Genomic DNA, 23972 nt, shown 5'->3' with positions numbered 1-23972 from the left:
GATGTCGGTAAATAACTTGTTGAGCGGGCCGGATTTTTCCGGTGGGGATTTGAACTGATCACAAGATGGTCACTAGGGTCGGGGCTCGAACCTACGCGCGGTTGATCATCCATCCGGGGTGACAGCGTTGGTCCCGCCTGCCGCCGAACGGCCGGGCGGCTCGAGGAAGAAGGAGATCGCCCCCGTGGCGTCCCACCGTCGTCCCAAGCAGCCGAGCCGCACCCGTGTGACCGTGCTCACCGCGACCGCCGCCGCGGCCGTCGCGCTCTCCGCCCAGGCCGGGGCCCAGGCCGCCCCCAAGCCGAAGATCGACGAGGTCAAGTCGAAGGTCGACAAGCTCAACCACGAGGCCGAAGAGGCCACGGAGCAGGCCAACCTCGCCGACGAGCGCCGCGGCAAGCTGCAGAAGGAGATCAGCGCCCTCCAGGACAAGGTGGCCCGCGGCCAGCAGGAGCTCAACACCCTGCGCGGGCAGATCGGTTCGGTCGCCACCGCCCAGTACCGCTCCGGCGGCATCGACCCGGCGCTCCAGCTCTTCCTCTCCTCCGACCCGGACACCTACCTCGACAAGGCGTCCGCGATCGACCAGCTCGGCGCCCAGCAGGCCGACGTCCTCCAGTCGATCCAGGCCAAGCAGCGCACCCTCGCCCAGCAGCGCGCCGAGGCGACTGCGAAGCTCGCCGACCTCGAGGACGTCCGCAAGACGCTCGGCGAGAAGAAGAAGAAGTCCCAGGAGAAGCTGGCCGAGGCCCGCAAGCTCCTCAACACGCTGACCGCCGCCGAGCGCGCCCGCATCCAGCAGGACGAGCAGCGCGCCAGCCGCGCCGCCGGCGAGCGCGTCAACCTCGGCAACGAGGTGCCGGCCTCGCAGCGCGGTGCCGCCGCGCTCAACGCCGCCGCCACCCAGCTCGGCAAGCCGTACGTCTCCGGCGCCGAGGGTCCCAACTCGTACGACTGCTCCGGACTGACGCAGTGGGCCTACCGCCAGGCCGGCGTCACCCTCAGCCGCACCACCTACACCCAGCAGAACGACGGCGTGAAGATCGGCCGCAGCCAGCTCAAGCCGGGCGACCTGGTCTTCTTCAACAGCCTTTCGCACGTGGGTCTGTACGCGGGCAACAACACCATCCTGCACGCCCCGAAGCCGGGCGCCGTGGTCCGCTACGAGTCCATGGACTACATGGGCACCTTCCAGTTCGGCGTCCGCGTCTGACGCGACGCCACGCGAGCGGCCCGCCCTCCGAACGGGTGGTTTGCCGGATCCCGGACTGACGCGACGCCCCGCCGGTGACCTTGCGGTCTCCGGCGGGGCGTCACTTTGCGTGTCCGGCACCTTCGTTGGACGCGGATCGATCAGCGGCTACTGTCGGCCCGCCAGTCCGACGAGCCGAACGGAGCGCGATCCGTGGCGTCCCACCGACGACCCGCCAGGGTCACCGTCCTCACCGCAGCCGCGGCCACCGCGGCCACGGCACTCGGCGCCGTCCCCGCCCACGCCGACCCGGCCGACACCGCCCCCGGCACCCGGGCCACCCGCGCCACCGTCGACCGCCTCTTCGAGGAGGCCGAGCGGGCCACCGAGGGCTACAACCGGGCCGACGAGCAGGCCCGCCGGCTGCGCAGGACCGTCTCGCAGGCCCAGGACGGCCTGGCCCGCGCCCAGGAACGCATCAACCGGATGCGCGGAGCGCTCGGTTCGGTGGCCGGCGCGCAGTACCGCTCCGGCGGCATCGACCCCGCCCTCGCGCTGCTGCTCTCCTCCGACCCGGACAGCTACCTCGACCGGGCCTCCGTCCTCGACCGGGTCACCGCCCGGCAGGGCGCCGCCCTCGACGAACTCCGCCGCGAGCTGCGCCGGCTCGGCCAGCAGCGCACCGAGGCCGGCCGCGCCCTCGGCGAACTGGAGCGCAGCCGCCGCGAGGTGGCCCGCCACAAGCGCACCGTCGAGCACAAGCTCGCCGAGGCCCGCCGGGTGCTCGCCTCGCTCTCCGCCGACGAGCGGGCCGGCTTCGAACGCGCCTCCCGCTCCGGCCGCGAGGCCTTCGACGAGGAACTCCCGCCGCTCGCCGACCTCGGCCCCTCGCGCGCCGCCGCCGCGGTGCTCGCCGCGCGCAGCGCCATCGGCCGCCCCTACGTGTGGGGCGCGACCGGCCCGAGCGCCTTCGACTGCTCGGGCCTGATGGTCTGGTCGTACCGCAAGGCCGGCATCTCCCTGCCCCGCACCTCGCAGGCCCAGCGCAACGCCGGCCGCCGCATCCCGCTCTCCCAGGCCCAGCCCGGCGACCTCGTCACCTACCGCAGCGACGCCAGCCACGTGGCGATCTACGCCGGCAACGGCCAGGTCATCCACGCCCCCTACCCGGGCGCCCGGGTCCGCTACGACCCGGTGAACATGATGTCGAACGTGACGGTCACCCGGGTCTGAGACGGTTTGCCGTCCTTCCCCGGGCCGCCCCGTACGATCGTGGGATGGCAGGTCAGGGCGGGCGGAGGCGGCGCGGGGCGGCGGCGGGGCTGCTGGCCGGGCTGCTCGTGCTCACCGGCTGCGCCGGGACCGGGACGGGGGCACCGCCGCGGACCGAGGTGCAGGAGCTGCTCGACCGGCACGCCGCCGCGCTGCTCGGCCGCGACGAGGCCGGCTACCTGGCCGATCTGGACCCCGCGCTCGTGCCCGCCGCCCGCACCGAGTTCCGGCGGCTCGCGAGCATCCCGCTGGGCGGCCTCGACTACCGGGTCACCGACGTCGACCCGGCCGGGTCGGGACGGGCCACCGCACGCGCCCGGCTGGGCTACCGGATCAAGGGCTACGACTCCGGGCCGGCCACCACCGAACGCGTCCTGGACCTCGCCGAGAAGGACGGACGCTGGTACGTCACCGGCGACCGCCCCGTCGAGGGCGCCCCGCAGCAGCTGTGGCAGCAGGGCGAGGTCACGGCCGTGACCGGGCGCCGCAGTCTGGTGCTCGGGGTGGGGCAGGGCCGGGAGCGGCTGCGCGAGATCGCCGACGCCGCCGACCGCGCGGTGCCGGCCGTCGGTGCCGCCTGGCCCTCGCCCTGGGCCGGCCGGGTCGTGGTCCTGGTGCCCGCCTCGGTGGACGCGATGGGCCGGCTGCTCGGCGCGCCCGCCGCCTCCTACCGGGGGATCGCCGCCGTGACCACCGGCCAGATCGGCGGCGGCCCCGAGGCGCCGGCGGACCGGGTGATCGTCAACCCGGACGCGTACGGCGTGCTCGGCGACTTCGGGCGCGGCTTCGTGCTCACCCACGAGACCACGCATGTCGCGACCCGCGCCCAGACCACCGCGGCCACCCCGGTCTGGCTCTCCGAGGGCTTCGCCGACTGGGTCGCCTACCGCGGCACCGGCCGCACCCCCGCCCAGGCCGCCCCCGAACTCGCCCGCGCGGTGCGCGCCGGGAACACCCCGGCCGCACTGCCGGAGGACGGGGAGTTCGCCTTCGGCGGCGACGGGGAGGCGATGGCCCGGGCCTACGAGAGCGGCTGGCTGGCCTGCGCGATGATCGCCGAGCAGTGGGGCGAGACCCACCTGACCGCCTTCTACCGGGCGGTGGGCGCCCACCCGCAGCGCGAGGGCGCGGTGGAGAAGGCCCTGAGGGACGTCCTGGACATCACCCCGGAGGAGTTCACCACCCGCTGGCGCGCCCACCTGACGGCCCGGCTGGGCGGCTAGGCCGTCTCCTCCGGATCGTGCCGGGTTCTCGACTCCCCAGAGCTTCGCCTGGATGGTGCTCCCCGGCGCCGCGCCTCGCCGCGTTGTCGTCGGTCGCCGATGGCCCCCTGGGCGAAGCCCAGGGGCACTCCCATCGCATCGCTTCCGCCCCCCCCGCGACCGCCAGGCCGAGCGGGCGGAGACATGGCGTGCCATGGCGACCGACGAACGCGGCGTGGGGGCACCTCCCGTGCCCGCAGGGCCACGGGGGACTGCGTGCTGGGGGGCGCCTCCCAGGCGAAGCTCTGGGGGAGCCGCGAGCCAGGCGAAACCTTCCGGACGGGGCCTAGCCCTCCGCTGCCGCGCGGTCCAGCTCGGCCAGGGTCTCGGCGAGCCAGGCCTTCTCCTCGGTGCCGGTCGCGCGGGCGATCCGGAGCATGCCCCGGCGGAAGGGGTCCGGCTCCCGCTCGGCGCGGACCGGGGCGCCGTCCTCGTAGAAGAAGCTGGCCGGGGCCTGGAGGAAGGCCTGGCGGCGGCGGAGCACGGCGGCCTGCGCGGCCGGGTCCGGGAGCAGGCCCAGGAAGGCGAGCAGGGTGAACCAGCGCTGGCCGTCGGTGATCTCCACCTCCTTGGGGGAGCGCAGCCGCCCGAGCAGCTCCTCGCGGCCCTCGGCGGTCAGCGAGAGCACCCGGCGCGGGGCCGCGCCCGCGCCGGGCTCCGTACGGCTGTCGACCAGACCGGCCTTCACCAGGCGGGTGATCGCCGGGTAGAGCGCGCCGTCGCTGACCGGCCGGACGTGGCCGCTCAGGCCCTGGATGCGTTCCTTCAGCTCGTAGCCGTGCAGCGGCCGCTCGTGGAGGAAGCCCAGGATCGTCAGCTCCAGCACCGGCGGACTCCTTCGCGCTTGTCGGGTACCCGGCGGCATGCTATCTCTTTTCGAGCTACCTCGAATCGAGATAGCTCGAAAAGAGGGGGATCAGATGTCGCAGGAACACCGCCGCACGCTCGTCAGGCTCGCCGGCCCCGTCTACCTCGAACTCCTCGCCGGAGTCGCCGCCGGCATCATCAACATGGTCTGGGTCGCCCGGCTCGGCGGGGACGCCGTCGCCGCCGTCGCCGTCGCCACCAACGTGGAGAACCTGCTCCTCGGCCTCGTCCTCATGGCCGCCTCCGGCACCACCGTCCTGGTCGCCCGGGCCCGAGGCGCCGACGACCCCGGCGCCCTGCGCTCCGCCGTGCGCGGCGGCGCCGCCCTCGGCGCCCTCCTCGTGCCGCCCGTCGCCCTCGGCGGCTTCCTGCTGCGCGACCCGCTCGCCGCACTGCTGCTCGGCGGCTCCGGCCACCCCGCGCACGGCCTCGCCACCGCCTACTTCGCGATCTCGCTCCCCGGCACCGCCGTCTTCTTCGCCACCACCGTCCTGGACGGCGTCCTCAAGGGCACCGGCGACACCCGCACCCCGATGCGGCTCGCCTTCCTCGCCAACGGACTGATCCTGGTCCTCGACCCGATCCTGATCCACGCCCACGGCGTGGCGGGCGCCGCCGTCGCCACCGTCGCCGGCCGCACCGCGGCCCTCGCCGCCGGACTGCTCGCGCTGCGCCGCAACGCGCACCTGAGGGCCGCCCGCGCCGCCCGCCCGGCCGCCGGCACCGCCGCCTCACTGCGCCGCACCGCCGCCCTCGGGCTGCCCATGTCCGTCGACTTCATGGTCCGGATGGGCGGCGCGCTCGCCCTCGTCTCCGTCGTCGCCCGGCTCGGCGTCGCCGAGATCGCCGGCTACGGCATCGCCACCAAGGCCATGTACGTCGCCACCATGGCCTTCTACGCCGTCCGCCAGGCCGCGAGCATCCACACCGCGCACCTGCTCGGCGCCGGCCGCGACGAACGCCGGGCCGTCGGCCGCCAGGCCCTCCTCCTCGGCGGATCGCTCGGCGCGGGCGCCGCCCTCCTGCTGCTGCTCACCGCCGGACCGGTGATGCGCGGCTTCGGCGCCGAACCCGCGGTCGCCGCGGCCGGTGCCCTCTTCCTGCGCTGCCTCGGCCCCTACCTGCTGCTCATGGCCGGATTCATCGCCCTCGCCGGGGTCTTCGAGGGCAGCGGCGACGCACCCGGCCTCGCCCGGATCACCCTCACCGGCGTGCTGCTCCAGCTCCCGCTCGCGTACGCCCTCTCCGCCGCCCTCGGCCTCGCCGGCGTCTGCCTCGCCATGGCCCTGGCGATGGGTGCCCAGTGCGTCGCCCTCGGCCTGCTGCGCCGCCGGACCCTGCGGGCCGCGGCCGGTCAGGAGGAGGCCGGGACCCGGGTCCTGTCGCGGTCGGCCTGAACCGGGATCCGGGCGTCGGCCGCCGCCGCCAGGCGGGGCTCCGTGACCGTCTGGCGCCACAGGATCCGGCAGGCCGAGACCGTGGCCGCCACGAGGAGGCCGTTGCGGATCAGCAGCAGCCCGACGCCCAGCGGATCGCTGTCGCCGACGTGCGAGAACCACACCGGGAACTCGAACTGCGTCACCGCCGTCGCCCACAGCACCAGATGGGCCGGCTTCCGCATCCGGGTCGACTTGTAGACCAGACAGACCGCCGCCAGGCCCACCAGCCAGATCATGTACTGCGGGCTGATCACCCGGCTCGTCGTGGTGAACAGCAGCAGCGCCACGAAGGCCGCGTCCGCCGTCGTCGAGGTGGTGCGGAGGCGGGCCTTCACCCACCACACCAGCAGCCAGCCGAAGGCCGCCACCGTCAGCAGCATCGCCGCCGTGGACACCGCCCGCACGCCCGGGCCGAGGAACTCGATCGAGCCGTAGTTCATCCGCGCCTCGCCCGGCCAGCCGAAGTGCACGGCCACGTGGAACGGCATGGCGCCCAGTGACTCGATCTCGGTGCCCCGGTCCCGCTGGAAGCCAAGGAAGGCCAGCGAGCCCGGCGCCGCGAGCGCGCAGGCAAGGAGCACCCCGGCGCCCGTGCCGGCCGCCGCGGCCGCCGAACGGAGCACCGCCCGGCCGCGCGCGGCGCCCGCGAGCAGCAGCACCGGCCACACCTTCAGCGTCGCGCCGAACCCGGCCAGCGTGCCCAGCACCAGCGGGCTGCGCACCGCCGCGAGCAGCGCCGCCACCGCCACCGCGGTCACCATCAGGTCGTAGCGGCAGTACGCGGTCGGGCCGAGCAGCGGCACCCCGGCCAGCCACAGCCACGCCCCGCGCATCGACCGGCCGCGCCGCCGGCCCGCGTACACGAGGAGACCGAAGACCAGCGCGTCGCAGAGCAGCGCGAGCACGAAGAAGGCGGCGGAGTAGCCGAGGAAGGGCAGCAGGGCGGGGGAGAGGATGGCCAGCGCGGCGGCCGGCGGGTACTGCCAGGTGACGTCGTCCAGCGGGTACGTGCCGGAGCGCAGCACCTCGTACCAGCCCTGGTAGATCTCCTCGACGTCGCTCGTGACGTCCGGGCCCGGGATCACCACGACCTTGAACACGGTCAGCAGGATCAGCAGCCGGCTGAAGCCCCACAGGCCGATCGCCTGCGTGAGCCGCCCGGCGCGGGCGTCCGCGAGGCCGTCGCGTACCAGCGTGCCCACTGCGCCCGTCATACCTGTCCTGTTCCTGTCCTGTCGGTCCGCCGGGGGCGGAGGGTGGTGGTGCCGGGTGCGGGGCGCGATCGCGGTACTGTCGGCCACGATGCACAAGACCCTGATCGTAACCAACGACTTTCCGCCACGACCGGGCGGAATCCAGGCCTTCCTGCACAACATGGCCCTGCGCCTGGATCCCGAGCGGATCGTGGTCTACGCCTCCACGTGGAAGCGCAGCCGCGAAGGGATCGAGGCGACGGCCGCGTTCGACGCGGAACAGCCTTTCACGGTCGTCCGCGATCGCACCACCATGCTGCTGCCGACTCCTCGGGTCACCGCCCGCGCGACGGCCCTGCTGCGGGAACACGGCTGCACGTCCGTGTGGTTCGGCGCCGCCGCCCCGCTCGGCCTGATGGGCCCGGCGCTGCGGCGGGCGGGCGCGCGGCGGCTCGTCGCGACCACGCACGGGCACGAGGCCGGCTGGGCGCAGCTGCCCGCCGCCCGGCAGCTGCTCCGCCGGATCGGCGAGGGCACGGACACGCTCACCTACCTCGGCGAGTACACGCGTGCGCGGATCGCGGGCGCGCTCACCCCGGCCGCCGCCGCGCGCATGGTCCAGCTGCCGCCGGGCGTCGACGAGAAGACCTTCCACCCCGACTCGGGCGGCGCCGAGGTGCGCGAGCGGCTCGGCCTGAGCGACCGGCCGGTGGTCGTGTGCGTCTCGCGGCTCGTGCCGCGCAAGGGCCAGGACACGCTGATCCTCGCCATGCCGGAGATCCTGCGGCGGGTCCCGGACGCGGTCCTGCTGATCGTCGGCGGCGGCCCGTACGAGCAGGACCTGCGCAAGCTCGCCGCCCGCACCGGCGTCTTCGCCTCCGTGCGCTTCACCGGCGCCGTCCCGTGGTCCGAACTGCCCGCCCACTACGGCGCCGGCGACGTCTTCGCCATGCCCTGCCGCACCCGCCGGGGCGGCCTCGACGTCGAGGGCCTCGGCATCGTCTATCTGGAGGCCTCCGCCACCGGCCTCCCGGTCGTCGCAGGCGACTCGGGCGGCGCCCCGGACGCCGTCCTCGACGGCGAGACCGGCTGGGTGGTCCGCGGCGACGTCCCCGCCGAAACCGCCGACCGCGTCACCACCCTCCTCCTCGACCCCGAACTGCGGGCCCGCATGGGCGCCCGCGGCCGCCAGTGGGTCGAGGAGAAATGGCGCTGGGACCTCCTGGCGGAACGCCTGAAGGAGCTGCTGTAGCGCGCCTCGAACCGGGCCGAACCGGGCCGGGCCCGGTGCCCCGCGCCGGGGTGACGGCCTGAGGCCGCCCCCGGCCCCGTCCCCACGCGGCCGGCCGGCCTTCGGCCGTGCCGCCGGGAGCCTCGACCCGGCGCCGACCACCGCCCGGTGGGTCCCGGCGAACCGGTCTAGCCCGGCAGGTAGTCCGTCAGGGCGCAGCCGTCCACGAGGAGTTTCTCCTTGCGGTAGCCGTCCGGGACCGTGAAGTCCTTCTCGCACGTGAAGAGGAGGACGTCCGCCTTCAGCAGGGCGCGGGCCGTCGCCTCGTCGGCGGGGGAGAGGGCGAAGTCCTGGCCGAGGAGGACGCGGACGCCCCGGCCCTGGGCCGCGGCGGTCTTGTTGGCCTGCTGGAACTTCTTCATGTCCGCGATCGACAGCAGCGTGACCGTGTCCTTGCTGTCGTCGCCGCAGACCGCCCGCTCCCGCACGGCCCACGCCGGGTCCGCGGCCTGTTCGGCCAGCGGGCCCTCGGAGCTCTTGCGCAGGTCGCTGCACATGGTGTGGGCGGAGACCAGCTTCTCGACGGCCGCCAGGTCGCCGGCCGCGGGGAGCCCGGCCTCCTCGCCCCAGGTGTCGCCGGCGCAGCCGGAGAGGGCCGCCAGGGACACGAGGGCCGAGCCCAGGACGGCGGCGGTGCGCTTGAACCGCATGGCTTCCTTCCTTCGTTTCGGGGCGTGACGCGCGCGAACGCCCCCGGCCGGCCCGCGCACGGGCCCGCCGGGGGCGTTCCGAAGAACCGTCAGGCGCTGTAGATCGCCTCGATCTCGTCGGCGAAGTCCTTCGCCACGACGTTCCGCTTCAGCTTCAGCGACGGGGTGATGTGCCCCGCCTCCTCCGTGAACTGCGCGGACAGGATACGGAACTTCCGCACCGACTCCGCCTTCGAGACCGCCGCGTTGCCGTCGTCCACCGCGCGCTGGATCTCCGCCAGCAGCTCCGGGTCCTCGCGCAGCGAGGCCGCCGTCGAGCCGGCCGGCTTGCCGTGCTCGGCCGCCCAGCGGCCCAGGAACTCCTCGTCGACGGTGACCAGCGCGCCCACGAACGGACGCCCGTCGCCGACCACCATGCACTCCGCGACCAGCGCGTGCGCCCGGATCCGGTCCTCGATGACCGCCGGGGCGACGTTCTTGCCGCCCGCCGTCACCAGGATCTCCTTCTTGCGGCCGGTGATCGCGAGGTAGCCGTCCTCGTCGAGGGTGCCGATGTCACCGGTGTGGAACCAGCCGTCCGCCAGCGCCTCGGCGGTCGCCGCCTCGTTGTTCCAGTAGCCCGAGAAGATGTGCTCGCCGTGCAGCAGCACCTCGCCGTCGTCGGCGATCCGCACCACCGAGCCCGGCAGCGGCTGCCCGACCGTGCCGATCTTCTGCCGGTCCCACGGGTTGAACGCGGTCGCCGCGCACGACTCCGTCAGGCCGTAGCCCTCCAGGACCGTGAAGCCGATGCCGCGGAAGAAGTGCCCGAGCCGCTCGCCCAGCGGCGCGCCGCCCGAGATCGCGTACTCGCCGCGCCCGCCGAGCACCGCCCGCAGCTTGCTGAAGACCAGCTTGTCGAAGACCTTGTGCTTGAGCCGCAGCCCGAAGGACGGGCCCTGCGGGGTGCTCAGCGCGCGGCTGTAGGCGATCGCCGTGTGCGCGGCCTTGTCGAAGATCTTGCCCTTGCCGTCGGCCTGCGCCTTGGCGCGGGCCGAGTTGTAGACCTTCTCGAAGACCCGCGGCACGCCCAGGATCAGCGTCGGCCGGAAGGCCGCCAGCTCGTCGGTGAGGTTCTTGATGTCCGGCAGACAGCCCAGCTTGATCGGCGCCATCACCGAGGCCACCTCGACCAGCCGGCCGAAGACGTGCGCGGCCGGCAGGAACAGCAGCACCGAGCACTCGCCCGTGCGGAACAGCGGCTTCAGCCGCTCCACCACGTTGCCGCACTCCGCGAAGAACGCCCGGTGGGTCAGCACACAGCCCTTGGGGCGGCCGGTGGTGCCCGAGGTGTAGACGATCGTCGCCGGGTCGTCCGCGTTCGCCGTGGACATCCGCTGGTCCAGCAGCTCGTCCGAGACCTCCGCGCCCTCGGCCGTCAGCGTGCCGACCGCGTCCGCCTCGATCCGCCGCACGCCCTTCAGGCCCGGCAGGTTCGCCCGGACCGACTCCACGGACGCCTCGTGCGCCGCGGTCTCCACCAGCGCCAGGGAGGCGCCCGAGTCACCGAGGATCCACTGGATCTGCTCGGGCGAGCTGGTCTCGTACACCGGCACGGTCACCGCGCCCGCGCTCCAGATGGCGAAGTCCAGCAGCACCCACTCGTAGCGGGTGCGGGAGAGCAGCGCGACCCGGTCGCCGGGCTCGACACCGGCCGCGATCAGGCCCTTCGCCGCGCCGCGGACCTCGGCGAGGAACTGCTTGGCGGTGACGTCCGTCCAGCCGCCCGCGACCTTGCGCCCCATGACGGCGACATCTGGGTGCTGGGAGGCGTTGCGGCGGATGAGATCCGTCAGGTTGCCGTCCGTGGGGACCTCGTACAGGGCCGGAAGGCTGAACTCGCGCAAGACTGCTGCTCCTCATCGGGCTCCGGGGCCACGGCTCTGTGTGATGCACCGGTGCGGTCCATGATCGGGCAGGTGCTCGGTGGGGGACGAGCACGACTGTGGACTGCCCGGACGTTACCCATCAGTACGCGGTTCCGGATAGGGGGTCCAGGTCAGATGTTCCGTGCGTCACACGAGCGCGGCCTCTCCCGCCGCACAGTAGTCGACCGCTTTCCGGACTCCCAAGTAACCGCAGGTCCGACGCCCTAGGGTGGGGCCATGAGGATCAATGTGGTGAGCGACGTGCACGGCAACACGGGAGCCCTCGCCAAGGCGGGGGAGGGCGCCGACGCCCTGGTCTGCCTCGGGGACCTGGTCCTCTTCCTCGACTACGCCGACCACTCCCGGGGCATCTTCCCCGACCTCTTCGGCGTCGAGAACGCCGACCGCCTCGTCGAACTGCGCACCGACCGCCGCTTCGACGAGGCCCGTGAGCTGGGCCGCAGGCTCTGGGACGAGCTCGGCATCGACCGCGCCACCGCGATCGAGTCCGCCGTCCGCCGCCAGTACGCCGAGATGTTCGCCGCCCTGCCCACCCCCACGTACGCCACCTACGGCAACGTCGACATCCCCCGCCTCTGGCCCGAGTACGCGGGCCCCGGCACCACCGTCCTGGACGGCGAGCGGATCGAGCTCGACGGCCTGGTCTTCGGCTTCGTCGGCGGCGGACTGCGCACCCCCATGCGCACCCCGTACGAGATCTCCGACGAGGAGTACGCCGCCAAGGTCGAGGCGCTCGGCGAGGTCGACGTGCTCTGCTCGCACATCCCGCCGGACCTCCCCGAGCTCACCTACGACACCGTCGCCCGCCGCTTCGAACGCGGCAGCCGCGCCCTCCTCGACGCGATCCGCCGCACCCGCCCCCGCTACGCCCTCTTCGGCCACGTCCACCAGCCGCTCGTCCGCCGCATGCGGGTCGGGGCCACCGAGTGCGTCAACGTCGGGCACTTCGCGTCGACCGGACGCCCCTGGACCCTGGAGTGGTGACGGCCGGCCGGGCACGGCGACCGCCCGGGAGCGGTGACGGCCCGGCGACGGCGGCGCGATAGCCTTCACGCAGATACGGAGACACGGATCGCGTCCATACGAGGAGCCCCCGCGATGGCGGAACACACCAGCTCGAGCATCACCATCGAGGCGGCACCGGCCGAGGTCATGAGCGTCATCGCCGATTTCGCCCGCTACCCCGAGTGGACGGGCGAGGTGAAGGAGGCCGAGGTCCTGGCGACCGACCCGGCCGGCCGCGCGGAGAAGGTCCGCCTGCTGCTCGACGCCGGCGCCATCAAGGACGACCACACCCTCGCCTACACCTGGACCGGCGAGAACGAGGTCAGCTGGACCCTGGTCAAGTCCCAGATGCTCCGCTCCCTCGACGGCTCCTACCGCCTCGCCCCCACCGCGGGCGGCAAGGCCACCGAGGTCACCTACCAGCTCACCGTCGACGTCAAGATCCCCATGCTCGGCATGATCAAGCGCAAGGCGGAGAAGGTGATCATCGACCGCGCGCTGGCCGGCCTGAAGAAGCGGGTCGAGTCCCCGAAGTAGCCGAGTCCCCGGAGGACCGGCGGCGTGCGCCCCCGGCCGGCCGCCGCCCCGGCCCCCGGCACTCCTGCCGACGGGCACCGGTACGGTCGCCCCATGCGGATCATTCTTGTGACCGGGACCGGCGGCGCCGGACGCACCTCCGTGGCCCTCGGCACCGCACTCGCCGAGGCCCGCGCCGGGCGGCGGGTGCTGCTGGTGTCGGCCGAGGCCGGAGGGGCGCACGCCGGAACGACGGGCCAGGGCCCGGAACCGGACGGCGCCGACGGCCGGCTCCACCTCCTCGCGCCCGACCCGGCCGCCGACTTCCGCCGCGAGTTCCTCGCCCTCCAGGCCCGCTCCACCACCGCGCTCGACCTGCTCGGCGCCGCTCCCTTCGAGGACGCCGAGCTCACCGAGCCGCCCGGCAGCGCCCAGCTCGCCCTGCTGCGGGCGATCCGGGACGCCGCCGCCGGGGACTGGGACCTCGTCCTCGTCGAGCTGCCGCCGGTCCGCGAGGCCCTCGCGCTGCTCGCCCTCCCCGCCCAGCTGCGCCGCTACCTGCGCCGGCTGCTGCCGCCCGAGCGGCAGGCCGCCCGCGCGCTGCGCCCCATGCTCGCCCAGCTCGCCGGCGTACCGCTGCCCGCGCAGTGGCTCTACGAGACCACCGCCCGCTGGGAGACCGAGCTCGCCGCCGTCCAGGACGCCGTCGACTCCCCGCACACCGCCGTACGCCTGGTCGTCGAACCCGGCCCGGCCGCCGAGGAGGCCCTGCGCACCGCCCGGCTCGGCCTCGCCCTCCAGGGCCTCGCCCTCGACGGCGTCGTCGCCAACCGGGTGCTGCCCGACGGCTCGGCCGACCCCTGGTTCGCCGGGCTCGCCGCCGAACAGCACCGCCACCTCGCCGCCCTCCGTGCCGCCCACCCCGGCCTGCACGAGCTGCCGCACCTCGGGCGGGCCCCGCGCGGGCCCGAGGACCTGGCCCTGCTCGCGGTGCCCGCCGGGGAACCGGCCGCCGCCCCCGCCGAGTGGACCGTCGAGGACCGGCGCGAGGAGGACGGCATCCTCGTCTGGCACGTCCCGCTGCCCGGCGCCGTCAAGGACGGCCTCTCGCTCGTCCGCCGCGGGGACGAACTCCTCCTCGCCGTCGGCCCGTTCCGGCGCGCGGTGCCGCTCCCGGCCGTGCTGCGCCGCTGCACCGTGACCGGCGCCGGACTCGTCGACGGCGACCTGCGGATCCGGTTCGCCCCCGACCCCGGACTGTGGCCGAGGACCGCGCCCTGACCCCGTACCCGGGCGGGCCCGGGGCGTGTACCGTCGACCGTAGAACCCCCTGAGGAGTACGCCATGAGCGATTCGGACGCCTGGGCGCGCGCCTGCGCCGAGGACCTGGAGGCCGAGAAGGCCCGCCGCCGCGCCGAGCGCGGGGAGGAGCCGGGCAGCCCGGCCGAGGAGTTCCGCAAGCTCTTCGAGGCCGTCACCGACAAGCTCTCCGGCGCCCTCGGCGGCCCGCTCGCCGGGCCCGCCGCCGGCCAGGCGGCGGCCACCGTCAAGGAGGTCGTCAACCAGGCGAAGGCGCTCGTCGAGCCCGTCATCGAGCGCAACCCGCAGGTCTTCGACCACCTCGCCGCCGCCGGCAGCGAGCTCCTCGCCGCCTACCGTTCCGCCGTCCAGGGCCACGAGGCCCGCTGGACCCGCGGCGACACGCGCCAGGCCGCCGACGCGGCCGCCGGAGCCGGACCGGAGCCCGCGCCCGGGGACCGCCCCCGCGGCGACGCCGGGCCCGGCGACGGGCCGGACGAGACCCCCGGCGGCGGCCAGCACATCGACCTGGACTGATCAGGAGCGCCGCCCTCCTCGGGTACGGTGGGCCCTAGCGGGGCTCGACCGAAAACTGAGGGACACATGGGACTCACCATCGGCGTCGACATCGGCGGCACGAAGATCGCGGCCGGCGTGGTCGACGAGGAGGGCAACATCCTCGACACGCACACCGTGCCCACCCCGCCGACCCCCGAGGGCATCGTCGACGCCATCTGCGCCGCGGTCTCCGAGGCCGGCAAGGGGTACCAGATCGAGGCCGTCGGCATCGGCGCCGCGGGCTACGTCGACGACAAGCGCGCCACCGTCCTCTTCGCGCCGAACATCGACTGGCGGCACGAGCCGCTGAAGGACAAGGTCGAGCAGCGGGTCGGCCTCCCCGTCGTGGTCGAGAACGACGCCAACGCGGCCGCCTGGGGCGAGTACCGCTTCGGCGCCGGCCAGGGCCACGAGGACGTCATCTGCATCACGCTCGGCACCGGCCTCGGCGGCGGCATCATCATCGGCAACAAGCTGCGCCGCGGCCGCTTCGGCGTGGCCGCCGAGTTCGGGCACATCCGGGTCGTCCCGGACGGCCTGCTGTGCGGCTGCGGCAGCCAGGGATGCTGGGAGCAGTACGCCTCCGGCCGCGCCCTGGTCCGTTACGCCCGGCAGCGCGCCGCCGCCACCCCCGAGAACGCCACCGTGCTCCTCGGGCTCGGCGACGGCACCCCGGAGGGCATCCAGGGCAAGCACGTCAGCGAGGCCGCCCGGGCCGGCGACAAGGTCGCGGTCGACTCCTTCCGCGAGCTCGCCCGCTGGGCCGGCGCCGGACTCGCGGACCTGGCCTCGCTCTTCGACCCCTCCGCCTTCATCGTCGGCGGCGGCGTCTCCGACGAGGGCGAGCTGGTCCTCGACCCGATCCGCAAGTCCTTCCGGCGCTGGCTGATCGGCGGCCAGTGGCGGCCGCACGCCCAGGTGCTCGCCGCGCAGCTCGGCAACAAGGCCGGCCTGGTCGGCGCGGCCGACCTGGCCCGCCAGGGCTGAGCCGCTTCCTTCTGATCAGGCCGCCACTCGTTCGGGACCGTGCCCGCCGTGCCCTCTGGGGCGCGGCGGGCACGGCCCTTATGTTGGCCGCATGGCGATCAGCGAGCTGCCCAACTCCCGTACCGAACCCGATGGTTCGGCCGTCGTCCGGATCCTGTCCTACAACGTGCGCTCGATGCGGGACGACGAGGACGCGCTCGCCCGGGTGATCCGGGCCTGCGCCCCCGACCTCGTGTGCGTCCAGGAGGCGCCGCGCTTCTTCCGCTGGCGCAAGCACGCGGCCCGGCTGGCCGCGAAGAGCGAGCTGGTCGTGCTGTCCGGCGGCGCCACGGCCGCGGGACCGCTGCTGCTGTGCTCGCTGCGGGCCACGGTGGAACGCACCGAGGACGTGCTGCTCCCGCTCACCCCCGGCCTGCACCGCCGCGGCCTCGCCACCGCCGTGGTCCGGCTCGGCGGCGCCCGGCTCGGCGTCGTCAGCTGTCACCTGAGCCTGTCCGAGCAGGAGCGCCACGCCCAGGCGGGCCTGCTGCTCGACCGGGTGGCCGCGCTCGGCACCCCGTACGCGATCGTCGCCGGCGACTTCAACGAGCGCCCCGGCGGCCCCGCCCGGTCCCGGCTCGCGAAGGAACTCCAGGACGCCTGGGACACCGCCCCCTGGGGCACCGGCCCCACCTTCCCGTCCGCCGCCCCCGACCGCCGCATCGACGCGATCCTCACCACCCCGGGCGTCGAGGTCCTCGCCTGCGGCGTCCCGACGGACCTGGACGAACGCGACCTGACCGCGGCGACGGACCACCGGCCGGTGCTTGCGGTGGTCCGGGTGCCGGCGGCCTGAGCCCGGGTGCCGGCGGCCTGAGCCGGGGCGCCGACCGTCCCCGGGCCCGGCGGCCGGAGGCCGCCGCAGCCGTCCGCAGCCCGTGAGGCACCCCCGGCGCCGAGCGGTGCGCGGGCGGAGAGGGAAACTCAGACGACCGCGCCGCGGCCCGGGTCGTCGAAGCCGTCGTCGTCCTCGCCGTCGCCCTTCATCCGGGCCACCAGGGTCACGAAACCGCCCAGGAAGCCGCCCACGCACAGGGTGGTCAGCCACCAGGTCATGTCCCACTGGAACAGGACCGCGACCAGCATCAGGACCGGGCCGCCGACGGCCGCGAGCCAGGCGAACTTCGTCGTCGTGTCGGCCTCCGGCAGCGGCGGGGGCTCCGGCGGCACGAAGTGGCCCTCGTCGGCACCGGACGCGCCGTCGCCGTCCGAGGCCTCGTCGGGGTCGGCCAGAGAGTAGTCCCGCGGGCCGCCGCCGAGGCCCACGCCGGGGGCGAAGACGATCGACGAGCCGAGGGCGGGCGCGGCACCGGGCTCCTCGCCCGGCTCGTCCTCCGGCGGCTCCGGCCGCCGGAACTTGTCCGGCTTCTCCGCCGGGGCGACGGCGGCCCCGCCGGGCCCGGCTGCTCCGCCGTCCCCGTCCCGGTCCTCGGTCTCCGGCCGCTCCGGAAGCACCGGCACGTCGGGCAGCGCCAGGTCCTCCACCGGCCGGAACGGGCGCGCGCCCGGAGGGTCGGCCGGCTCCTCGCCGTACCCCGCGACGATGGCGGCCCAGGCCGCCTCCTCGTCGATGGGCTGCGGCTCGCGCTCACCGCCGTCCTGCTGCTCAGCCACCGCTCGCGACTCCCTTCTCCCCGATCTCCCCGAGCAGCTCCGGAGCCAGCCGGGTCACGAACGCCCAGCTCTCCTCGAAGATCCGCTCCGCATCGTGGTCCAACGTCGCCACGTGGTAGCTCTGTTCCAGCAGGACCTCCTTCACGTCCGTGGAGGAGATCCGGCTGAGGATCCGCGCCGAGTCGGCCGGCGGCACGACGTGGTCCTGCGGGCTGTGCAGCAGCACCACCGGCTGCGTGACCTGCGGCAGCTCCCGGTCGACCGTCTGGAAGAAGCGCCGCAGCGAGTGCGCCGCGTGCAGCGGCACCCGCTCGTAGCCCACCTCGGCCACGCCGGGCTTGGCGATGTCGCTCGCGATGCCCTTGGTGGAGGGCGCGAAGTGCCGGACGACCGGCAGCGCGCGCGCCGCCACCCCGTGCACCTTGTTGCCCGGGTTGACCAGCACGATGCCGCTGATCGCGTCGCCGTGCCGCGCCGCGAGCCGCAGGGTCAGCGCGCCGCCCATCGACAGGCCCATCACGAAGACCCGCGAGCAGCGCGCGGTCAGCTCGCGCAGCTCGCGGTCCACCTCCGCGTACCAGTCGTGCCAGGTGGTGAGCTGCATGTCCTGCCAGCGGGTGCCGTGGCCGGGCAGCAGCGGCAGCGCCACCGTCAGTCCGCGCGCGGCCAGGTACTCGGCCCAGGGGCGCAGCGACTGCGGGGACCCGGTGAATCCGTGACAGAGGAGGACGCCGACCTCTCCGCCCTCGTGGCGGTAGGGCTCGGCTCCAGGAAGGACCGGCACGGGGTCTCCTGTTCGGGGTTCGGGGTGCGACGACGGAACGGGGAAGGCTTTCACCGTACGCGACCGGGCCGACACCGACCAGGTCCGTCGGCACGAACGGGAGCCCGGGGAGCTCGGGATGCGGCGGAGAACGGGATAAGGTCGCCCTGACGGCACACGGAAGGCATGGCGAGTTGATCTACGGCGCAATGAAGTTCTCCCTCGGAGGGTCCCTGAAGCTCGCCTTCAGGCCCTGGGTGGAGGGCCTCGAGAACGTTCCCGCCGAGGGGCCGGCGATCCTCGCGAGCAACCACCTGTCGTTCTCCGACTCCTTCTTCCTGCCCGCCGTGCTCGACCGCAAGGTGACCTTCATCGCCAAGGCCGAGTACTTCACCACCCCGGGCGTGAAGGGCCGGCTGACCGCCGCCTTCTTCAAGGGCGTCGGACAGCTCCCGGTCGACCGGTCCGGTGCCCGCGGCGCCGGCGAGGCCGCGATCAAGGCCGGCATCGAGGTCATCGAGAGCGGCGGCCTGTTCGGCATCTACCCCGAGGGCACCCGCTCGCCCGACGGACGCCTCTACCGCGGCAAGCCCGGCGGCCTCGCCCGGGTCGCGCTGGCCACCGGCGCCCCGGTGATCCCGGTCGCCATGATCGACACCGAGAAGATCCAGCCGCCCGGCAAGATCGTGCCCAAGCTGATGCGCCCCGGCATCCGGATCGGCAAGCCGCTCGACTTCAGCCGCTACCACGGCATGGAGGGCGACCGCTTCATCCTGCGCTCGGTGACCGACGAGGTCATGTACGAGATCATGAAGCTGTCCGGCCAGGAGTACGTGGACATCTACGCGACGGCCGCCAAGCGGCAGATCGCGGAGGCCGAGAAGGCCGCCAAGGAGGCCGTCAAGGCCGAGATAGCGGCACGGGAAGAGTCCGGCGCCTGACCCCCTTTCGGGGAGGGCGCCCGGGGGTGGGGGAGATGGCCAGGCGCGAACGGGTCGTGCGGATGTCGGTCGAGCAGCCGTTGTGGCGCGCGCTCACCGGCTACCGCCTGCTCACCATGGTGTACGCGGTGGTGCTCGGCGTCTTCGGCCGGGACCGCTTCGAGCGGCCCTGGGTCGCCGTCGTCTTCCTCGCCGTGATGTGCGCCTGGACCCTGGCCACCCTGCCGCAGGTGTCCGGCGCGATCCGCTGCACCAAGCGCTTCCTCGTCGTCGACCTCGCCCTCGCGCTCACCGGCATCCTGCTCACCCCGGTCGCCGACGCGCAGGCGCAGACCGTCGACGGCCCCACCCTGCCGTCCATCTGGACCGCGGGCGTGGCCCTCGCGTACGCGATCAAGGGCGGCTGGCGCTGGGCGGCCTTCGCCTCCTCGCTGATCGCCGCCGCCAACCTGGTCGAACGCGGCGAACCCAGCCTCGACACCCTGCACAACGTGCTCCTGGTGTGGGTGGCCTCGGTCGCCGTCGGCTACATCGTCGAGGTCGCCCGCGCCTCCGAGCGCACCCTCGCCCGCGCCCTGGAGATCGAGGCCGCCACCCGCGAACGCGAGCGGCTGGCCCGCGACATCCACGACAGCGTGCTCCAGGTGCTCGCCATGGTGCAGCGCCGCGGCACCGCCCTCGGCGGCGAGGCGGCCGAGCTGGGCCGGATGGCCGGCGAGCAGGAGGTCGCGCTGCGCACCCTGGTGGCCGGCGGCCTCACCCGCCGCTCGCACCTCTCCGAGGACGAGTCGGAGGGCGCCGTCGTCCGGCTCGTGGAGGAGCCGGAGCCCGCCGAGGACCCGGCGGCCGAGATCGACCTGCGCACCCTGCTCGCCCCGCGGGCCGGCGCCCGGGTCACCCTCTCCGACCCCGGCGCGCCCGTCCCGCTGCCCGCGCCGGCCGCCCGCGAGCTGGCCGCCGCCGTCGGCGCCGCCCTGGACAACGTCCGGGTGCACGCCGGCGAGGAGGCGCGCGCCTGGATCCTGGTCGAGGACTGGGGCGACGAGGTGATCGTGACCGTACGGGACGACGGGCCCGGCATCCCCGAGGGCCGGCTCGCGCAGGCCGAGGGCGAGGGGCGGATGGGCGTCGCCCTGTCCATCCGGGGCAGACTGCGCGACCTCGGCGGCACCGCCGAGCTGATCTCCGTGCCCGGACAGGGCACCGAAGTGGAACTGAAGGTCCCGCGCGCACCGCGCGAGCGGCGGGGGAAGGCAGGAGCGAAGTGAGCGAGCAGCAGGCAGCGGACCGGGGCGAGCAGCGGCCGGTCCGGGTGATGGTCGTCGACGACCACCCGATGTGGCGGGACGCCGTCGCCCGCGACCTCACCGAGGCGGGACTCGACGTGGTGGCCACCGCCGGGGACGGCGAGCAGGCCGTCCGCCGGGCCACCGCCGTCGACCCGGACGTGCTCGTCCTCGACCTGAACCTGCCGCTCAAGCCCGGCGTCCAGGTGTGCAAGGAACTGGTCGGCGCCAACCCGGGGCTGCGGGTCCTGGTGCTCTCGGCGAGCGGCGAGCACGCCGACGTCCTGGAGGCCGTGAAGTCCGGAGCCACCGGCTATCTGCTGAAGTCGGCCAGCACCGAGGAACTGCTCGACGCGGTGCGCCGCACCGCCGTCGGCGACCCGGTGTTCACCCCGGGCCTGGCCGGCCTGGTGCTCGGCGAGTACCGCCGCCTCGCCGCCGAACCCGCCCCGGCCCCCGGCGCCGACGAGCCCAAGGCCCCGCAGCTCACCGAGCGCGAGACCGAGGTGCTGCGGCTCGTCGCCAAGGGCCTGAGCTACAAGCAGATCGCCGAGCGCCTGGTCATCTCCCACCGCACCGTCCAGAACCACGTCCAGAACACCCTCGGCAAGCTCCAGCTGCACAACCGCGTCGAGCTCGTCCGGTACGCCATCGAGCGCGGCCTCGACGACGCCTGACCGGCCCCGCCTCCGGCCGGGCCGCGGGTGACGGGTCGTATATTCGGCGCACAGGCGTACAGACACGCGCATGTGCGGACCGTCGCGACGGTGAGGGGAATTCCGTGGAGATCCTGGCGTTCGGGGTGCAGGCGGACGAGAAGCCGCTGATCGAGCGGGCCTTCGCGGGGCACCACGAGGTCCGCTGTCTGGACGTCTTCCTCACCGAGGACACCGCGCCCATCGCCGCCGGCTACGAGATCGTCTCCACCAGCGTCAACGCCGACCTGAACCACCGGGTGCTGCAGACCCTGGCGGCCGGCGGCACCCAGCTGATCGCCCAGCGCTCGACCGGCTTCAACAACATCGACCTCGACGTGGCAGAGCGGCTCGGCCTCACCGTCGCCCGGGTCTCCTCCTACTCGCCGTACTCCGTCGCCGAGTTCGCCTGGACCCTCGCCATGGCCGTCAACCGCCGGATCGTGCGCGCCTCCCAGCGCACCCGTGACTTCGACTTCCGGCTCGACGGGCTGATGGGCCGCGACCTGCACGGCCGCACCGTCGGCGTGGTCGGCACCGGCAAGATCGGCGAGGCCTTCGCGCGGATCGCCCACGGCTTCGGCATGAACCTGCTCGGCTGGGACATCGCCGAGAACCCGGCCTGCACCGCGCTCGGCATGAAGTACGTCGAAAAGGAACGCCTCTTCGCCGAGGCCGACCTGATCAGCCTGCACGTGCCGCTGCTGCCCGCCACCCACCACCTCGTCGACGCCGCCGCGCTGCGCTCCATGAAGGACGACGCCCTCCTGGTGAACTCCAGCCGCGGCGGCCTCGTCGACACCGAGGCCCTGGTCGGCGAGCTGCGCGCCGGCCGGTTCGCCGGGGTGGGCCTCGACGTGTACGAGGCGGAGGCGGGCCTGTTCTTCCTCGACAAGTCGCTCGCCGGCATCGAGGACGACACCCTGGCCCGCCTGGTGACCTTCCCGAACGTGGTGGTCACCTCCCACCAGGCGTACTACACGGCCGACGCGGTCGGCCAGATCATCGACACCACCCTCCGCAACGTCCTCGACCACCTCGCCGGCCGGCGCAACGAGAACGTCCTGGTGCCGCGGGGCTGACTATCCCCGCCGGTGCGGGGAGCACGCACTGCGCGGTCCCGGCTTTGCGGGAGTCCAGGGACCATCCCCGCTGTCGCGGGGATGGTCCGGGACTAACGAACGTCCCCCGATACGGTTACGGTCGCCACGGCGCCGGCTGACGCCAGCAGCCGAGTGGCGACGGCCGCTCCGTCGAGTGTGAGCACCGATTCGGGGTGGAACTGCATCGACGCGAAGCCGCGGCCTGCCAGCGCGTGTACCTCCGCCGTCGCCGGGTCCCGGCTCACCTCGATGCCGTGCGCGGCCAGCTCCCGTGCCGCCTCGTCGTCGCACCGCGCCGTGAAGCTGTTGTAGAAGCCGACCGTCCGCTCCTGCCCGAACAGGTCGATCCGCACCTGCGCGCCCTGGAACGGGACCCGCTTGCGCACGATCTCCAGGCCCAGCTCGGCGGCGATCAGCTCGTGGCCGAGGCACACCCCGAGCAGGCCGTGCCGGTGGTCCCGGAGCAGGTCGGCGGTCAGCCCGCGCAGGAAGCGCATCTTCGGGTCGGCCGCGTCCTGCGGGTCGCCCGGGCCGGGGCCGAGGACGACCGGGCCCTCGTGGGCGAGGGCGAGCTCGCGCAGGCCCGGCTCGTCGTAGCGCAGCACGGAGACCTCCAGGCCCGAGGAGCGCAGCAGATGGGCCAGCATCGCGGTGAAGGTGTCCTCGGCGTCGATCACCAGGGCGTGGCCGGACAGCTCCGCCGACCGGACCTGCATCCTCAGCCAGAACGGCGCCAGGTCGGCCCGCCGCGCGTCGAGCGCCGCCCGCACCCGCGGGTCCTCGGCGAGCCGGGCCGGCGCCGCCGCCTCCTGCCGCGGCCGCCCCTCCCGCACGCCGAGCGCCGCGAGCACGCCCGCCGCCTTGGCGTGGGTCTCGGCGACCTCGCCCGCCGGGTCGGAGTGCCGCACGAGCGTGGCGCCGACGGGGACCCGCAGGGCGCCGTCCGCGTCGATGTCGGCGGTCCGGATGAGGATGGGGGAGTCCAGGGTCTGGGCGCCGTTCTCGTCGGTGCCGAGCAGGGCGAGCGCGCCCGCGTAGTAGCCGCGGCCGCCGACCTCGTGGCGCTCGATCACCCGGCAGGCGTTCTGCAGCGGGGAGCCGGTGACGGTGGCCGCGAACATCGTCTCGCGCAGCACCTCGCGCACGTCGAGCGAGGACCGCCCGCGCAGCTCGTACTCGGTGTGGGCGAGGTGGGCCATCTCCTTGAGACGCGGTCCGATCACCACCCCGCCCCGGTCGCCGACCGTGCACATCATCTTGAGCTCCTCGTCGACCACCATCGACAGCTCCTCGGTCTCCTTGCGGTCGGCCAGGAAGGCGAGCAGGTCCTCGGGGGTCGGCGCGCTGCCGGCCGGGTAGCGGTAGGTGCCGCTGATCGGGTTCATGACGACCGTCCCGCCGGACATCCGCACGTGCACCTCGGGGCTGGCGCCGACCAGGGTCCGCTCTCCGGTGTGCACGACGAAGGTCCAGTACGCGCCCCGCTCGGCCGTCAGCAGCCGGCGGAACAGGGCGAGCGCGTCGGCCCGGCCGAAGCCGGGGATCGCGCCGGTGAAGGTGCGGCGGATGACGAAGTTGGCGCCCTCGCCGGCCCCGATCTCCTCGTCGATCACCCGGCGCACGATCCGCCCGTACTCCTCGTCGGAGACGTCGAAGGCTCCGCCCTCGACCTCGACCCGGTGGGCCGGGAGCCGGTCGAGGACCTCGGCGAGCGGCAGCTCGTACGTCTCGTCGGCGACGAGCACGGAGAGCGGGGTGCCGTCGTCGCGCACGTCGAAGCCGCGCTCCCGGATCTGCCGGAACGGCACGAGCGCCAGCGCCGGCCGCTCGCCCACCGGCAGCTCGGCGAGCCGCTCGGCCTCGTGCACCCGGCCGATCAGCACCTCGACGGTGTCGTGGTCCCGGCCGGGGCTGCGCCGGCGCAGCAGGGCGAAGGGCGGGCTGGAGGGGTCGAGGAGACGGGAGAGGTCCATGGGGCGTCGTTCCTTCCGGGGATCGTGGAGATCGGGGGAGAGGAACGGCCTCGCGGGTACGAGAAAGGCCGCCCCTCGGGCGGCCTTGGCGTGTGTCTG

Annotated in this window: 22 protein-coding genes; 15 read left to right on the top strand and 7 right to left on the bottom strand. The window is 74.2% G+C overall.

Annotation, left to right across the window (positions count from 1 at the left end; genetic code table 11):
• Positions 1-184 precede the first annotated feature (184 nt).
• From ACIGW2_RS18240 to ACIGW2_RS18230, 3 genes are all read left to right on the top strand, one after another.
• Complete coding sequence (locus ACIGW2_RS18240; RefSeq protein WP_361587059.1) at positions 185-1213, top strand: NlpC/P60 family protein; 1029 nt, start codon at positions 185-187, stop codon at positions 1211-1213.
• A 192-nt stretch (positions 1214-1405) separates the two neighbouring features.
• Positions 1406-2425 carry an NlpC/P60 family protein gene (locus ACIGW2_RS18235; protein ID WP_391654506.1) on the top strand — a complete coding sequence of 340 codons (1020 nt, stop codon included), beginning with the start codon at positions 1406-1408 and terminating at the stop codon, positions 2423-2425.
• 44 nt (positions 2426-2469) lie between these two features.
• Positions 2470-3687 carry a hypothetical protein gene (locus ACIGW2_RS18230; RefSeq protein ID WP_399844443.1) on the top strand — a complete coding sequence of 406 codons (1218 nt, stop codon included), beginning with the start codon at positions 2470-2472 and terminating at the stop codon, positions 3685-3687.
• Positions 3688-4012: 325 nt separating this feature from the next.
• On the opposite strand, the gene ACIGW2_RS18225 is transcribed toward ACIGW2_RS18230, so the two are convergent.
• The gene (locus tag ACIGW2_RS18225) at positions 4013-4552 is read right to left on the bottom strand and encodes a PadR family transcriptional regulator (RefSeq protein ID WP_399844441.1); all 540 of its coding nucleotides are present in this window, start codon (positions 4550-4552) and stop codon (positions 4013-4015) included.
• A 94-nt stretch (positions 4553-4646) separates the two neighbouring features.
• On the opposite strand from ACIGW2_RS18225, the gene ACIGW2_RS18220 reads away from it, so the two are divergent.
• Positions 4647-5990 carry an MATE family efflux transporter gene (locus ACIGW2_RS18220; protein ID WP_399844439.1) on the top strand — a complete coding sequence of 448 codons (1344 nt, stop codon included), beginning with the start codon at positions 4647-4649 and terminating at the stop codon, positions 5988-5990.
• On the opposite strand, the gene ACIGW2_RS18215 is transcribed toward ACIGW2_RS18220, so the two are convergent.
• Positions 5948-7246: a glycosyltransferase 87 family protein gene (locus ACIGW2_RS18215; RefSeq protein WP_399844438.1), complete on the bottom strand. Its 1299-nt coding sequence runs from the start codon at positions 7244-7246 to the stop codon at positions 5948-5950. The two genes, ACIGW2_RS18220 and ACIGW2_RS18215, sit on opposite strands and share 43 nt — an antisense overlap.
• A gap of 88 nt (positions 7247-7334) precedes the next feature.
• Here ACIGW2_RS18215 and ACIGW2_RS18210 point away from each other — a divergent pair, with 88 nt between their 5' ends.
• Positions 7335-8477, top strand: a complete 1143-nt coding sequence (locus tag ACIGW2_RS18210; RefSeq protein ID WP_391654512.1) for a glycosyltransferase family 4 protein — start codon at positions 7335-7337, stop codon at positions 8475-8477.
• A gap of 167 nt (positions 8478-8644) precedes the next feature.
• Here ACIGW2_RS18210 and ACIGW2_RS18205 read toward each other — a convergent pair whose 3' ends face one another.
• Entirely contained in the window at positions 8645-9166 is a 522-nt protein-coding gene (locus tag ACIGW2_RS18205) for a hypothetical protein (protein ID WP_391654513.1), read from the bottom strand.
• An 89-nt stretch (positions 9167-9255) separates the two neighbouring features.
• Entirely contained in the window at positions 9256-11052 is a 1797-nt protein-coding gene (locus ACIGW2_RS18200) for an AMP-dependent synthetase/ligase (RefSeq protein ID WP_361587035.1), read from the bottom strand.
• 258 nt (positions 11053-11310) lie between these two features.
• On the opposite strand from ACIGW2_RS18200, the gene ACIGW2_RS18195 reads away from it, so the two are divergent.
• The 6 genes from ACIGW2_RS18195 to ACIGW2_RS18170 all read left to right on the top strand — a co-directional run bounded on the left by ACIGW2_RS18195 (position 11311) and on the right by ACIGW2_RS18170 (position 16294).
• Positions 11311-12078: a metallophosphoesterase gene (locus ACIGW2_RS18195; RefSeq protein ID WP_391654515.1), complete on the top strand. Its 768-nt coding sequence runs from the start codon at positions 11311-11313 to the stop codon at positions 12076-12078.
• A 114-nt stretch (positions 12079-12192) separates the two neighbouring features.
• The gene (locus ACIGW2_RS18190) at positions 12193-12636 is read left to right on the top strand and encodes an SRPBCC family protein (RefSeq protein WP_356064530.1); all 444 of its coding nucleotides are present in this window, start codon (positions 12193-12195) and stop codon (positions 12634-12636) included.
• 93 nt (positions 12637-12729) lie between these two features.
• On the top strand, positions 12730-13896 hold the full coding sequence (locus tag ACIGW2_RS18185; RefSeq protein WP_399844436.1) for an ArsA family ATPase: 1167 nt from the start codon (positions 12730-12732) through the stop codon (positions 13894-13896).
• A gap of 63 nt (positions 13897-13959) precedes the next feature.
• Positions 13960-14451, top strand: coding sequence for a DUF5304 domain-containing protein (locus tag ACIGW2_RS18180; RefSeq protein WP_361587029.1), 492 nt, complete (start codon positions 13960-13962; stop codon positions 14449-14451).
• Positions 14452-14517: 66 nt separating this feature from the next.
• Entirely contained in the window at positions 14518-15459 is a 942-nt protein-coding gene (locus tag ACIGW2_RS18175) for an ROK family glucokinase (RefSeq protein ID WP_356064522.1), read from the top strand.
• Between the two features lie 91 nt (positions 15460-15550).
• Positions 15551-16294, top strand: a complete 744-nt coding sequence (locus ACIGW2_RS18170) for an endonuclease/exonuclease/phosphatase family protein (protein WP_399844433.1) — start codon at positions 15551-15553, stop codon at positions 16292-16294.
• Positions 16295-16422: 128 nt separating this feature from the next.
• On the opposite strand, the gene ACIGW2_RS18165 is transcribed toward ACIGW2_RS18170, so the two are convergent.
• Together ACIGW2_RS18165 and ACIGW2_RS18160 are read right to left on the bottom strand one after the other, a co-directional pair.
• Entirely contained in the window at positions 16423-17112 is a 690-nt protein-coding gene (locus ACIGW2_RS18165; protein ID WP_399844432.1) for a hypothetical protein, read from the bottom strand.
• Positions 17105-17896 carry an alpha/beta fold hydrolase gene (locus ACIGW2_RS18160; RefSeq protein WP_356064515.1) on the bottom strand — a complete coding sequence of 264 codons (792 nt, stop codon included), beginning with the start codon at positions 17894-17896 and terminating at the stop codon, positions 17105-17107. The genes ACIGW2_RS18165 and ACIGW2_RS18160 overlap by 8 nt, the downstream gene beginning before the upstream one ends.
• A 188-nt stretch (positions 17897-18084) precedes the next feature.
• Here ACIGW2_RS18160 and ACIGW2_RS18155 point away from each other — a divergent pair, with 188 nt between their 5' ends.
• The 4 genes from ACIGW2_RS18155 to ACIGW2_RS18140 all read left to right on the top strand — a co-directional run bounded on the left by ACIGW2_RS18155 (position 18085) and on the right by ACIGW2_RS18140 (position 21879).
• Positions 18085-18816 carry a lysophospholipid acyltransferase family protein gene (locus ACIGW2_RS18155; RefSeq protein WP_361587019.1) on the top strand — a complete coding sequence of 244 codons (732 nt, stop codon included), beginning with the start codon at positions 18085-18087 and terminating at the stop codon, positions 18814-18816.
• 35 nt (positions 18817-18851) lie between these two features.
• Positions 18852-20084, top strand: a complete 1233-nt coding sequence (macS, locus tag ACIGW2_RS18150) for a MacS family sensor histidine kinase (RefSeq protein WP_399844429.1) — start codon at positions 18852-18854, stop codon at positions 20082-20084.
• A 47-nt stretch (positions 20085-20131) separates the two neighbouring features.
• The gene (locus tag ACIGW2_RS18145) at positions 20132-20779 is read left to right on the top strand and encodes a response regulator transcription factor (protein WP_361587298.1); all 648 of its coding nucleotides are present in this window, start codon (positions 20132-20134) and stop codon (positions 20777-20779) included.
• A gap of 104 nt (positions 20780-20883) precedes the next feature.
• Positions 20884-21879 carry a 2-hydroxyacid dehydrogenase gene (locus ACIGW2_RS18140; protein WP_391654518.1) on the top strand — a complete coding sequence of 332 codons (996 nt, stop codon included), beginning with the start codon at positions 20884-20886 and terminating at the stop codon, positions 21877-21879.
• Positions 21880-21971: 92 nt separating this feature from the next.
• Here the strand turns inward: ACIGW2_RS18140 and ACIGW2_RS18135 are convergent, their stop codons facing one another.
• Positions 21972-23873: an anthranilate synthase family protein gene (locus ACIGW2_RS18135; RefSeq protein ID WP_399844427.1), complete on the bottom strand. Its 1902-nt coding sequence runs from the start codon at positions 23871-23873 to the stop codon at positions 21972-21974.
• Between the last annotated feature and the right edge of the window lie 99 nt (positions 23874-23972).

This window comes from Streptomyces sp. NPDC053541, assembly GCF_044544705.1.
In the GTDB taxonomy this organism is placed as follows: domain Bacteria; phylum Actinomycetota; class Actinomycetes; order Streptomycetales; family Streptomycetaceae; genus Streptomyces.
Note: the sequence above shows the minus strand (reverse complement) of the source record. Positions and strands in the feature narration are given on the sequence as shown.